Annotated in this window: 11 protein-coding genes; 4 read left to right on the forward strand and 7 right to left on the reverse strand. The window is 57.3% G+C overall.

Going from position 1 to position 12,244, the window contains the following annotated elements; all coding sequences use genetic code 11:
- Window positions 1-261: 261 nt before the first annotated feature.
- From HRR99_RS11450 to HRR99_RS11460, 3 genes are all read left to right on the forward strand, one after another.
- Entirely contained in the window at window positions 262-1,296 is a 1,035-nt protein-coding gene (locus HRR99_RS11450) for a glutamine synthetase beta-grasp domain-containing protein (protein ID WP_045228543.1), read from the forward strand.
- A gap of 97 nt (window positions 1,297-1,393) precedes the next feature.
- Window positions 1,394-4,780 (forward strand): hybrid sensor histidine kinase/response regulator, encoded by a 3,387-nt coding sequence (locus tag HRR99_RS11455; protein WP_233121779.1) that lies wholly within the window; start codon window positions 1,394-1,396, stop codon window positions 4,778-4,780.
- Complete coding sequence (locus tag HRR99_RS11460) at window positions 4,777-5,703, forward strand: response regulator (RefSeq protein WP_233121780.1); 927 nt, start codon at window positions 4,777-4,779, stop codon at window positions 5,701-5,703. The genes HRR99_RS11455 and HRR99_RS11460 overlap by 4 nt, the downstream gene beginning before the upstream one ends.
- Before the next feature lie 50 nt (window positions 5,704-5,753).
- Here the strand turns inward: HRR99_RS11460 and HRR99_RS11465 are convergent, their stop codons facing one another.
- A complete protein-coding gene (locus tag HRR99_RS11465) occupies window positions 5,754-5,984 on the reverse strand; it encodes a hypothetical protein (RefSeq protein WP_233121782.1) in 231 nt (76 codons plus the stop codon).
- Between the two features lie 125 nt (window positions 5,985-6,109).
- Here HRR99_RS11465 and HRR99_RS11470 point away from each other — a divergent pair, with 125 nt between their 5' ends.
- Window positions 6,110-6,670 carry an AAA family ATPase gene (locus tag HRR99_RS11470; protein WP_233121783.1) on the forward strand — a complete coding sequence of 187 codons (561 nt, stop codon included), beginning with the start codon at window positions 6,110-6,112 and terminating at the stop codon, window positions 6,668-6,670.
- On the opposite strand, the gene HRR99_RS11475 is transcribed toward HRR99_RS11470, so the two are convergent.
- The 6 genes from HRR99_RS11475 to livM form a co-directional block, all read right to left on the reverse strand.
- Entirely contained in the window at window positions 6,654-7,370 is a 717-nt protein-coding gene (locus tag HRR99_RS11475; protein ID WP_233121784.1) for a polysaccharide deacetylase family protein, read from the reverse strand. The two genes, HRR99_RS11470 and HRR99_RS11475, sit on opposite strands and share 17 nt — an antisense overlap.
- A gap of 142 nt (window positions 7,371-7,512) precedes the next feature.
- The gene (locus HRR99_RS11480; RefSeq protein ID WP_111837684.1) at window positions 7,513-8,631 is read right to left on the reverse strand and encodes a branched-chain amino acid ABC transporter substrate-binding protein; all 1,119 of its coding nucleotides are present in this window, start codon (window positions 8,629-8,631) and stop codon (window positions 7,513-7,515) included.
- Window positions 8,632-8,747: 116 nt separating this feature from the next.
- The gene (locus HRR99_RS11485; protein WP_233121785.1) at window positions 8,748-9,101 is read right to left on the reverse strand and encodes a DUF6867 family protein; all 354 of its coding nucleotides are present in this window, start codon (window positions 9,099-9,101) and stop codon (window positions 8,748-8,750) included.
- Between the two features lie 154 nt (window positions 9,102-9,255).
- Window positions 9,256-9,984 carry an ABC transporter ATP-binding protein gene (locus HRR99_RS11490; RefSeq protein WP_111837682.1) on the reverse strand — a complete coding sequence of 243 codons (729 nt, stop codon included), beginning with the start codon at window positions 9,982-9,984 and terminating at the stop codon, window positions 9,256-9,258.
- On the reverse strand, window positions 9,984-10,847 hold the full coding sequence (locus tag HRR99_RS11495) for an ABC transporter ATP-binding protein (protein WP_111837681.1): 864 nt from the start codon (window positions 10,845-10,847) through the stop codon (window positions 9,984-9,986). The genes HRR99_RS11490 and HRR99_RS11495 overlap by 1 nt, the downstream gene beginning before the upstream one ends.
- On the reverse strand, window positions 10,847-12,244 hold the full coding sequence (gene livM, locus HRR99_RS11500) for a high-affinity branched-chain amino acid ABC transporter permease LivM (RefSeq protein WP_111837680.1): 1,398 nt from the start codon (window positions 12,242-12,244) through the stop codon (window positions 10,847-10,849). Before livM ends, HRR99_RS11495 begins: the two co-directional genes overlap by 1 nt.

Consider the following 12,244-nt stretch of genomic DNA (forward strand, 5'->3'; position numbering starts at 1 on the left):
ATCATTTTTGGTCAAAAAATAACGCCTGCCTCCATAAAAGCATCAGATATTGCAGCTTTTTTTAAAAAAAGGTTACGCTATGCATGAGGCTGTCCGCGCGACCACTTAACGACTCACCGACAAAAAAATCGCGACCTCTTTCAGGGTATGCATCGAACTGGCACGGCGCATGCATAGAGATAGGCAGAACTTGAAAGCGGGTACGACTGTCTTGCTCGCCTAGAGAACACGCATCGCATTTTAACCTATGAGAGGTTCGTAATGACTAAGTTCAAACTCGAGTATATCTGGCTCGATGGTTACAAGCCGGTAGCAAACCTGCGTGGCAAGACGCAGATCAAGGAATTCGACGAATTCCCGACACTCGAGCAGCTTCCGCTCTGGGGCTTTGATGGCTCCTCCACGATGCAGGCTGAAGGCCACAGCTCGGATTGTGTTCTGAAGCCCGTCGCCATCTATCCAGACCCAGCCCGCACCAACGGCGCACTCGTGATGTGCGAAGTCATGATGCCGGATGGCGTTACACCGCACGCTTCCAACAGCCGCGCAACCATCCTCGACGACGAAGGCGCATGGTTCGGCTTCGAACAGGAATACTTCTTCTACGAAGACGGTCGTCCGCTCGGCTTCCCTGAGCAGGGTTACCCAGCTCCACAGGGTCCATATTACACAGGCGTCGGCTACAAGAACGTCGGCTCCATCGCTCGTGAAATCGTTGAAGAGCATCTCGACCTCTGCCTCGAAGCAGGCATCAACCACGAAGGCATCAACGCCGAAGTGGCCAAGGGTCAGTGGGAATTCCAGGTATTCGGCAAGGGCTCCAAGAGCGCGGCCGACCAGATCTGGATCGCTCGCTACCTGCTTCTTCGCCTGTGCGAAAAGTACGGCATCGACGTCGAATTCCACTGCAAGCCACTCGGCGATACCGACTGGAACGGCTCTGGCATGCACTGCAACTTCTCCACCAAGTTCATGCGCGAAGTTGGCGGCAAGGAATATTTCGAAGCCCTCATGGGTGCCTTCGAAAAGAACTGGAAAGAGCACATCGACGTTTACGGCCCGGACAACCATCTGCGCCTGACCGGCAAGCACGAAACAGCGCCATGGAACAAGTTCTCCTACGGCATTGCTGACCGTGGCGCATCGATCCGCGTTCCGCACTCCTTCGTCAACAACGGCTACAAGGGCTACCTTGAAGACCGTCGTCCGAACTCTCAGGGCTGCCCATACCAGATCGCTTCCGTCGTTTTGAAGACGATCGCAGAAGTGCCGCTCGCAAAGTCGGCTGCTGCCTAATATTTGAAAATGGCGTCGCTCTATCCGGGCGACGCCATTTTTCCGTCTGCCCTCGGTCGCAGACCTCAGACCGTTTCGGAGGCTATGGAAAACCGGCATGGCCGCAAGGCAACGCATCATCCCCGTCAGGCGCGAATATAATCGTTGGGTCGCCAACCAGACGCTGGAAGATTACGCGCTGCGCTTTACCGCCAAAAGCGCCCGGCAGTTTTCCTCAAGCCGCATTTCCCACACCGCTATCGGCGCGATTTCGTTTCTGGCACTGGAAGCCATCGGCGGCGCGATTACTCTTTCCTACGGCACGACGAACGCGTTTTTCGCCATCCTCGTCGCCGCAACCGTCATGCTCGCCGTCGGCATTCCCATCAGCCGCTACGCCATCCGCTACGGTGTGGACATCGACCTTTTGACGCGTGGCGCCAGCTTCGGCTATATCGGCTCCACCATCACATCGCTCATCTATGCCGCCTTCACCTTCATGCTGTTTGCTATCGAAGCATCCATCATGTCGGGTGCTCTGGAACTGGCGCTCGGCATACCCCTGTGGATCGGCTACATTATCTCGGCCATCATGGTCATTCCGCTGGTCACCCATGGTGTGCGGCTCATCAGCCGGTTCCAGATCATCACCCAGCCCTTCTGGATCGTCCTCAACGTCCTGCCCTTTATCTTCATCGCCTTTCTGGATTGGGAAAAATTCGATCTGTGGCGCGCCTTCGCAGGCATTCACCACGCCTCCGGCCCGCCCGGCACCGTTGCGGATTTCAATCTCGTTGAGTTCGGAGCCGCCTCTGCCGTCATTCTGGCGCTGATGTCGCAGATTGGCGAGCAGGTGGATTTCCTTCGCTTCCTGCCAGCCGATGGCAAGCTGAAGCTGCGGCATCGCTTTGCCGTATTTCTCGCCGGCGCCGGTTGGGTGCTGGTGGGCGTGCCGAAACTGCTGGCGGGCTCTTTCCTCGTGGTGCTGACCTTCAGCTCCGGCGTATCGGTGGACCGCGCCGCCGATCCCTCACAAATGTACCTGACCGCCTTCGGCTACATGATCCCGAACCAGAATGCCGCGCTGCTGCTGATGGTGGCTTTCGTGGTCGTTTCGCAGTTGAAGATCAACGTCATGAACGCCTATGCGGGGTCGCTGGCGTGGTCCAATTTCTTCTCGCGCCTAACACACAGCCACCCGGGCCGTGTCGTCTGGCTGGTGTTCAACGTGCTGATCGCATTGCTGCTGATGGAACTGGGCATCTACCGGCTTTTGGAAGAAACGCTCGGCATCTTCTCCATCGTCGCCATGGCGTGGCTGTGCACCATCTCAGCCGATCTTTTCATCAACAAACCGCTTGGCCTTGCGCCGCCCGGCATCGAGTTCAAGCGCGCGCATCTTTACGACATCAACCCCGTTGGCGTCGGCACCATGGCGCTGTCGGCCACGGTTGCGCTGACTGCCCATTTCGGCACCTTCGGTGCGCTGGCCGCATCGCTTGCGCCTTACCTCACCCTCATCGTCGCCTTCACGGCATCGCCGCTCATCGCCTGGGGCACGAAGGGCAAATTCTACCTTGCGCGCAAACCGCGCCAGAAATGGAAGGAAGCCAGCGGCATCACCTGTTCCATTTGCGAGCATGATTTCGAACCAGAAGACATGGCCTGGTGCCCGGCCTATGCCGCGCCCATCTGCTCGCTCTGCTGTTCGCTGGACAGCCGCTGCCACGATATGTGCAAGCCAAAGGCCAAGCTCAACTATCAGGTGGCAACAGTCGCCCGCACCTTCCTGCCAAATGATCTGGTCGCCCGGCTCTCTAGCCGGTTGGGCAGATATGCCATGTCGGCGGCGCTCGCCATCGCCGTCCTCGGCGGCACCCTCGCGCTCATCGCCCATCAGGTCGGCACCGCCTCCCCTGCCACCGTCGATGTGGTCAACCGCACTATCCTTGCCGTCTTCTTCGTCTTTGCCGTCATCGCTGGAATCGTCTGCTGGTTTCTGGTGCTGGCGCATGACAGCCGTGTCGTGGCGGAAGAAGAATCCTCTCGCCAGAACACGCTGCTGTTAAAGGAAATCGCCGCGCACAAGAAGACCGATGCGGCACTTCAAAACGCCAAGGACACAGCGGAGGCGGCAAACCGGGCGAAGAGCCGCTATGTCGTGGGCTTAAGCCACGAATTGCGCACGCCGCTGAATGCCGTTCTTGGGTATGCGCAAATCTTAGAGCGCGACGAAACCATTCCCCAGCCGCGCCAGTCCGCCATCAAGGTTATCAGGCGCTCTGCAGACCACCTCTCCGGGCTGATTGACGGTCTCTTGGATATTTCCAAGATCGAGGCAGGCCGTTTGCAGGTCTACTCCAACGAAATCAATATCAAGGACTTTCTGGACCAGATCATCGATCTGTTCCAGCCGCAGGCGCAGGCCAAGGGGCTGGACCTGAAACATGAACGCAGCAGGGCCCTGCCGCAATATGTTCGTACCGATGAGAAACGCCTGCGCCAGATCCTCGTCAACCTGCTGTCCAACGCCATCAAGTTTACCGACGCAGGCACCGTCAGTTTCGATGTCACCTATCGCAGTCAGGTCGCAACCTTCACCATTTCCGATACCGGGCGCGGCATTGCCGAAAAGGATTTGAGCCGCATCTATGAGCCCTTCCAGCGCGGTGAGGCAGAGAGTATTCGCCCCATGCCGGGCCTCGGCCTTGGCCTCACCATCACACAACTGCTGACCAATACGCTTGGCGGGGAAATCTCTGTTGTCAGCGAAAAGGACAAGGGTTCGACCTTCAAGGTCCGGCTGATGCTCTCGGCAGTAGACCGCCCCAACACGGCACCGGCGGCGGAAAAGACGATCGTCTCCTATTCCGGCCCACGCCGCACCATCGTCATCGTGGACGACAATGAAGACCATCGCGAATTGATGCGCGAAGTGCTGGGTCCGCTCGATTTCGTGGTGCTGACGGCGCAAAGCGGCCCGGAATGCCTAACACTGATCGAAGGCGTGAAGCCCGATCTCTTCCTGATCGACATCTCCATGCCCGGCATGAGCGGCTGGCAACTGGTATCTCGCCTGCGTGAGGCGGGCCAATCGGCACCCCTCATCATGCTGTCAGCCAATATCGGCGATGGCTCTGTCGCCGGTGCGGGCGAAGACAATCACAACGATGCGATCGCAAAACCCGTCGATATTCGCCGTCTATGCGACAAGCTCGCGGTTCATTTGGGCCTCACCTGGGTTTACGAAACCGATGCCCCTGCTAAGCCAGCAAAAGCCGACATCACCACGCCGGGGCCGCAGCACATCAAGGATTTGCAGCAGCTGGGCGAAATCGGCTACATCAGAGGCATAGAGGCAAAGCTTGCCGATCTCGCCCGCACATCGGAAAATCTGGCCTTCACCGAAGAACTAACAACCTATGTCCAGTCCTTCGACATGGCGGGCTATGCCGCCTTTCTCCGCCGTTTTGAAAACCCAGAACCCAGGGAGCGTCAGCCATGAGCGTACCGTCTGCCGCGCTAGCCAAGGATATCGTTCTGCTGGTGGATGACAGCCCAGATGCGCTGGGCTTCCTCACCGATGCGCTGGAACAGTCAGGCTTCTCCGTGCTGATCGCCACATCGGGCCAAGCCGCTCTCAACATCGCCGAACGCATTACCCCCGATATCATTCTGCTGGACGCCGTCATGCCATCAATGAATGGGTTCGAGACCTGCACGCGGCTGAAATCCAACGCCGCTGTGACGCAGGTCCCGGTCATCTTCATGACCGGGCTGACCGAAACGGAGCATGTGGTGCGGGCACTTGAGGCTGGTGGCGTAGACTACCTGACCAAGCCGATCAACATCGATGAGTTGCGCGCTCGTATTCGTGTTCACCTCTCCAACGCCCGTTCCGCCCAAAGCGCGCGGGTTGCGCTGGATGCTGCGGGCCGCCATCTGCTGGCCGTGCGCGCAAACGGCGCCATCCACTGGTCGACACCGCAGGCCACGCGGCTGGTCAATGCTGCAACGGGCCGCGACGACGGAATGGACATCGTGTCACGCCATATCGCTGAATGGCTGGAAACGAGAGGCAATGACGCCCTTCGCGAGACACCGCTCACCATAGAGCAGCCCGACCGCGCCACGCTGCAACTCACATTTCTGGGCGCGATGGGACCGGACGAACACCTGTTTCGCCTGACCGCAGCCAACGACAAATCCGCCGATGCGCTGCTGCGCCAGCATTTCACGCTGACCGTCAGGGAATCGGAAGTGTTGCTGTGGATTGCCAAAGGCAAATCCAACCGCGATATCGGTGACATACTGGGCCTTTCAGCCCGCACCGTGAACAAGCATCTGGAACAGATCTACGTCAAGCTGGGCGTTGAAAACCGCGCGTCAGCCGCGGTAAAGGCCGCACATATTCTGCATGATACATAGCAAAACGGGCGCTGATGACGCGCCCGTTTAACAGACTATGGACTGCGATATTAGCGGCAGATACGCGTTTCCTTGATCACAACGCGACCGTGGTGATGCGAGCGGACCTTCTTGACAACGCAATCGCGGGCAACGCGGTGGTGGCGCGGGCGGTACTCTTCGCGCATTGGAGAGCGAACCTTCTGCGTCGTGGTCACGGTAACCGTGTCAGCGTATGATGGTGCCGAAAAGGCGAATACGGAAGAGACAGCAATCAGGGAAGAGATGAGAAGTGTTTTCATGTCAGGAACCTCTTGGTTGGGTTGCGAACAAACGCGTGATCGAGCCAGCGGTTCCACCCCGAAATATTAATCCTGCGTAATGTTGCCGCTTTTGAAAAACACTTTGTTCCCAATAGTATAGGAGAATGAATATTAGACGCGAGACAGATAATCTGGTCATCCTTTCGGGCTGCTCCGGCGGCGGCAAATCGACCCTGCTATCAGAGCTTTCCAGACGCGGTCATGCAACCATAGAGGAGCCCGGTCGCCGCATCGTAAAGCAGGAAACAGACAGCCAAGGGTCGGCTCTTCCGTGGGTTGATATGGAAGCATTCGCCCGCCGCGCCGTCGCAACGTCCCTTGGGGATCACGAGCAAGCACCTGACACAGGCTGGGTATTTTTTGATCGGGGCCTGATCGACGCAGCCTCGGCTCTTCACGCCGTCTGTGCGGATGGGCTGCTTTACGAACTGAAGAACAGTCACCGCTACAATCCCCTCGTTTTCCTGACGCCGCCATGGCCCGAAATCTACGTTTCCGATGGCGAACGGCAACACGATCTTACAGCGGCGATCGAAGAGTATGAGCGCCTGGTTCGCGACTATGCCGATCTTGGTTATGAAACGATCGTCCTTGCGAAAATGAGCGTGGCTGAGCGCGCCGATTTCGTTTTGAGCCGTCTGGGTGGACCTAACGGTTCTCGATAAGCTTCGACACCGTGACGAATTCGAAGCCGCGTTGACGCAAGCCATCGATAATCAGCGGTAGCGCCTGTCGAGACACTTCGCGGCTGCGATACATCACATGCATGATGATAATCGAGCCATTCATGGCGTTATCGATGACGTATTTCGCCAATGCATTGGGATTGTCCGCAACCTCGGGATAAGATTCAGGCTCGACATCCCACATGATGGTTTTTCGGTCATGTTGCGAAAGATACCAAGGCAAGGTCAGAAGCTTCTTGCCGTAGGGCGGGCGAAACAGGATTTCTCCCTTATATCCCGCCGCCCGGATGGCCGCATCGGTCCGCTCAAGCTCATCTTTCACCGCTGACAGGCTCGACCATCGCATATCGGCGTGGGAGTAGGAGTGATTGCCGATCTCGTGACCCGCTTCTGCAATGAGCCGTGCCTGCGGCAGATTTTCAGCTGTTTCCTTGCCGATCAGAAAAAACGTCGCTTTCACGTCGCGGTCTTTGAGGACGGTCAAGACATCCTTCGTAAACCGTGCGGAAGGACCATCGTCGAATGTAAGTGCTACGACGGGCTTGTCCGTTTCGACGCGCGCAATGATGTCGCCGAATAACTGCGTCGTACGAGAGTTGCTGTACACATGGAGCGAGACGATCGCCGTCAGAAGAACGGCAAGGATGCCGCAGCCGATCACAACACGCCGTATCGTCATTGCTATTCCTAATTGCAATATTCAGATGACGATGTTGTTGCCGGTCTTGTTGGCTCCATTGTGGCGATGCCATGACAGGGCGCCTATTAACGAAAAAAGCCCGGCATCGCTGCCGGGCTTTCTTTTTCTAATCCGATAAGGCTCAGGTGCCCTGCTGGAAGTAGCTGTACTTGCCGTCTGGGCCCTTCTTCCACTCGTACATGACGTAGCCTGGAAGCTTCGGGTCGCCCTTTTCGTCGAAGGAGAGTTCGCCGAGAACGGTCGAGAACTTGCCCTTCTTCATGGCTTCGGCAACTTTTTCTGCGTCGAGCGAGCCTGCATCCTTGGCAGCGGCAGCAATGGTCTGCACCGCAGCGTAGGAGTAGAGCGTGTAAGCTTCAGGGTTGAAGCCAGCAGCCTTGAACTTCGCAACGAGGTCCTTGTTGGCTGGGTTGATGGTTGGATCGGGACCGAACGTGTTCAGCGTGCCTTCGACAGCATCACCGGCGATGGAAGCAAGTTCGTTGGAGACGATGCCGTCACCCGAAACGAGCTTGGCCTTCAGACCCTGGTCGGCTGCCTGGCGAATGATGAGACCGGCTTCGGTGTGGAGACCACCCCAATAGATGACCGATACGCCAGCTTCCTTCATCTTGGCGATGAGGGCCGAGAAGTCCTTGTCGCCGACGTTTACGCCTTCGTAGATGGCTTCCTTCACGCCAGCAGCGTTGGCAGCCTTCTTGGTTTCATCGGCAAGACCCTGACCGTAAGGTGTCTTGTCGTGAATGATCGCGACTTTTGCATCCTTGAAGTGGTCAGCCAGATACTTGCCGGCAATGCCACCCTGCTGGTCGTCGCGACCGCACGTGCGGAACGTGTTCCACAGGCCGCGCTCGGTGAAAACAGGGTTTGTTGCAGCAGGCGTGATTTCGAGGATGCCGTTTTCTGCGTAAACTTCGGACGCCGGAATGGAAACGCCGGAGTTGAAGTGACCGACGACGAACTTGACGCCGTCAGCAACGAACTTGTTGGCAACCGAGATGCCCTGCTTGGGGTCGGACACGTCATCGCCCAGAACGATCTTGATCTGTTCGCCGTTGATGCCGCCTGCAGCGTTGATGTCTGCCGCAGCCTGCTCAGCGCCCTTCTGGAGCTGTGCGCCAAATGCCGCGTTCGGGCCGGTCAGCGGGCCGCCGACGCCGACGAGAATGTCAGCCCAGGCAGATCCACTGAAGGCGACCATTGCGGTCAGCGCAACTGCGGAAAGAAGAGACTTCTTCATTATATTACTCCCAGTTCCATTGGTTGGGTTGATTATCCCTGCCTGCTCAGCACCCACCTTAACTGCTCAGGCTGTTCCACTCTTGCGCGCATTCTGAGTTCAGAAAAACGTCGCTGTCAATCTTTCTTCTTGTAAGAAAATGCTGAAGTACGGTCATAAAGCCAATAGTACTTATCGACCATCTGACTGGTGCGGCGCATGCGAAATCCGACCGTCGCAAAAGCGAGCAGCAGAACGACATCGGTCACGTAATAAAACGCATCCAGCATGGGTCCGGCAAACAGCGCGTAGTGCAAAAAGCGCATCACCACACCCAGAAGCAGGGTGTACAAAACCACCTTCGGATAGTCTTCCCAGCCATCGGCCACGGACTTGCCCGTGCGCCAGGCCGTCCAGAAACCCAAGAGCACCACGAGCGCGCGCAAAACGTAGCGAACGCCGCTGTCACTTTCGAAAAAAAGTCCCTGCATCTTTTTCCCCATCAGGGTTCATTGGACCAGCCGCAGAACCTGCCTTGATATTGCGCCCGCCGTTTGCCGCCGGGCTTTATTGTTATGTTGAATCCGGAGCCGCACGACGACGCGTAGACCCGGTTATCGACGCCCGCTCGCGCGGGCGCAGACATTAGTGGCGACCGCCTTCGAGATAAGCAGCACGAACTTCGGGATTAGCCAAAAGCTCCTTGCCGGAACCGCTCATGGTCACCTTACCGTTGACCATGACGTAAGCGCGGTCCGAAAGCTTCAAGGCCGCGAAAGCGTTCTGCTCGACGAGGAAGACGGTCAGCCCCTCTTCCTTATTCAGCGTCTTGATCGCCTCGAAGATGCCCTTGACGATCAGCGGTGCCAGACCCAGCGAAGGCTCGTCAAGCAGCAGCAGCTTGGGACGCGACATCAGCGCGCGACCGATGGAGAGCATCTGCTGCTCGCCGCCCGAGAGTGTGCCGCCACGCTGGCTCTGACGCTCTTTCAAACGTGGGAACATGACGAAAATCTTTTCGACATCTTCCTTGAAGTATTTGAGGTTGTCGAGATTGGCACCCATCTGGAGGTTTTCCAGAACGGTCATGCGCGGGAAAATGCGTCGACCCTCTGGCGACTGTGCGATGCGGCGGCGTGCGATGAGGTGCGTCGGCACCTGGGTGATGTCTTCGCCATCGAAAATCACCGAGCCGGTACGCGCCTGCGGACTGCCGCAAATCGTCATCATCAATGTCGATTTGCCGGCACCGTTGGCGCCGATAAGGCTGACGATTTCGCCCTTGTTCACTTCGACATCGACGCCAGCCAATGCGCGAATATTGCCGTAATAGGTTTCGACACCCTGGACTTTGAGAAGGGGTTCACCGGACATCAGATTGTCCCCCCAAGTTCTTCTGCAATCACTTCTTCCACTTCATCATCCTCGACACCCAGATAGGCGGCGATGACCTTCGGGTCGTTCTTCACGTGGTCAGGCGTACCATCGGAAATCTTTTGGCCATATTCGAGAACGACGACGTGGTCGGAGATTTCCATGACCACCGACATGTCGTGTTCGATCAGCAGCAGAGACGTTCCGTCAGCACGAATGCCGCGCAGCAGATTGTTGAGTGCCAGCGATTCCTTGGGGTTGAGGCCCGCCGCCGGTTCGTCGAGGCACAGCAGTTCCGGCTCCGTGCACATGGCGCGGGCAATTTCCAGACGGCGCTGCGCACCATAGGGAAGGTCACCCGCCGGGTCGTCGGCACGATCGGTCAGATCGGCCTTGTCGAGCCAGTATTTGGCCTTATCGATGGCTGCTGCTGCCGCCTTGCTGTAAGTCGGCAGACCGAGAAGGCCCAAAATAGTGTAGCCGGATGCCTTCATCAGCGCGTTGTGCTGGGCAACCAGCAGGTTTTCTAAAACGGTCAGACCCGAAAACAATCGGATGTTCTGGAAGGTACGGGCAACCTTGGCCTTCTTGGTGATCTCGAAATCCGGCAGACGTTCAAGCAGATGCTCCTCGCCGGTTTTGCGCCGCATGGTGATCATGCCCATAGTCGGCTTGTAGAAGCCGGTAATGCAGTTGAAGACGGTCGTCTTGCCTGCGCCATTGGGGCCGATCAGCGCGGTGATCTCACCGCGCTTGGCTTCGAAGGAGAAGTCGTTGATGGCCATCAGACCACCGAACTTCATGGAAAGATGCTCGACTTTGAGGATCGTGTCTTTTGTCATTTCACTGTTACCGGAAACCATCAGCCGTGACCTTCCTTGGTGAAGCTGCCGGATACGGTCTTGCGCTCCTTGAGGAAGGCCGTGGGCTCACGAGAGCCGACGAAGCCGCGGGGTTTGAACAGCATGACGATAACCATCGCCAGGCCGAACAGCAGCATGCGGTAGAGTTCCGGTGTGAACTCGGGGCCAAAGACGTGCTTGAGGAATTCCATCTCGCGCAACAGTTCCGTGCCACCGACCATGACGACAGCGGCGACCGCGATACCCGTCAGCGAACCCATGCCGCCCAGAACCACGATGGCGAGGATGACAGCCGATTCGAGGAACACGAAGCTCTCAGGTGAGACGAAGCCCTGACGTGCAGCAAAGAACGAGCCCGCAAAACCGCCAAACATGGCACCCGTAGCAAAGGCCGTGAGCTTGGTCTTGACTGTATCGATACCGAGCGAGCGGCAGGCGATTTCGTCTTCACGCAGCGCTTCCCACGCACGACCAATCGGCATGCGGCGCAGCTTGATCGTCACATAGGCGGTCAGCATGCACAGTAGCAGAATGACGTAGAACAGAAAGATTTTGTAATAGGCCGACGACATGGGCAGGCCGAAGGACTTGGCGAAGTTGTTTGGCGCACCGACATCGAAGGACCAGATACCGAAGATGGATGCCTTGGCGATACCGGAAATACCGAAGGTCCCCTTGGTGACTTCGGTCCAGTTCAACAGCACAAGACGAATGATTTCGCCGAATGCGAGCGTCACAATGGCAAGATAATCGCCGCGCAGACGCAGAACCGGGAAGCCGAGAATGATGCCCCAGAACGCGGCAAGGATACCGGCCATGGGCAACAAGACCCAGAAAGACAGGCCGAAATAGCTGGATAGCAACGCGTAGGAGTAAGCACCCACGGCGTAAAAAGCGACATAGCCGAGATCGAGCAGGCCAGCGAGACCCACCACGATGTTCAGGCCCCAGGCCAGCATAACATAGATGAGGATCTGGATGCCGAAGTTATCGACTAGTTTCAGCGAGCCCTGAACACCGAATAGGCCTACGGCGATTGCCGGGTAGATGACGAGGAAAACCAACGCAAGCTTCAGAAAATGCTTGTGAAAGAAGCCCTTGTTTTCGGAAATTTCCAGCACGCCGCTTTTGGCTTTCGCCAGCTTGCGGTGGTCAAGATGCGGCTTGATAAAACCAACGATCAGGAAGCGCCCAACGGCGGCAATGGCAACGAATATCGCCAGCAGGCCCCAGCGCGTGCCCCAGATCAACTGGTTGTTGATGTCCTGATAGGTCACGACACCGATGTAAAGAATGAACATTCCAAACGAGACGAAGCCCGCGAAGATGCCCTCTTTCAAGGCCTGCGCCATCAGGCTCGGGCCAGAGGTTTCGTTTTCGGAAACAGTGTTTGCCAT

This window comes from Agrobacterium vaccinii, from assembly GCF_021310995.1.
In the GTDB taxonomy this organism is placed as follows: domain Bacteria; phylum Pseudomonadota; class Alphaproteobacteria; order Rhizobiales; family Rhizobiaceae; genus Agrobacterium; species Agrobacterium vaccinii.

Excerpts from the sequence above, each read along its gene's own strand:
- HRR99_RS11450 (WP_045228543.1), top strand. The coding sequence starts at position 262 with ATGACTAAGTTCAAACTCGAGTATATCTGGCTCGATGGTTACAAGCCG.
- HRR99_RS11455 (WP_233121779.1), top strand. The coding sequence starts at position 1,394 with ATGGCCGCAAGGCAACGCATCATCCCCGTCAGGCGCGAATATAATCGT.
- HRR99_RS11460 (WP_233121780.1), top strand. The coding sequence starts at position 4,777 with ATGAGCGTACCGTCTGCCGCGCTAGCCAAGGATATCGTTCTGCTGGTG.
- HRR99_RS11465 (WP_233121782.1), bottom strand. The coding sequence starts at position 5,984 with ATGAAAACACTTCTCATCTCTTCCCTGATTGCTGTCTCTTCCGTATTC.
- HRR99_RS11470 (WP_233121783.1), top strand. The coding sequence starts at position 6,110 with ATGAATATTAGACGCGAGACAGATAATCTGGTCATCCTTTCGGGCTGC.
- HRR99_RS11475 (WP_233121784.1), bottom strand. The coding sequence starts at position 7,370 with ATGACGATACGGCGTGTTGTGATCGGCTGCGGCATCCTTGCCGTTCTT.
- HRR99_RS11480 (WP_111837684.1), bottom strand. The coding sequence starts at position 8,631 with ATGAAGAAGTCTCTTCTTTCCGCAGTTGCGCTGACCGCAATGGTCGCC.
- HRR99_RS11485 (WP_233121785.1), bottom strand. The coding sequence starts at position 9,101 with ATGCAGGGACTTTTTTTCGAAAGTGACAGCGGCGTTCGCTACGTTTTG.
- HRR99_RS11490 (WP_111837682.1), bottom strand. The coding sequence starts at position 9,984 with ATGTCCGGTGAACCCCTTCTCAAAGTCCAGGGTGTCGAAACCTATTAC.
- HRR99_RS11495 (WP_111837681.1), bottom strand. The coding sequence starts at position 10,847 with ATGGTTTCCGGTAACAGTGAAATGACAAAAGACACGATCCTCAAAGTC.
- livM (WP_111837680.1), bottom strand. The coding sequence starts at position 12,244 with ATGGCAAACACTGTTTCCGAAAACGAAACCTCTGGCCCGAGCCTGATG.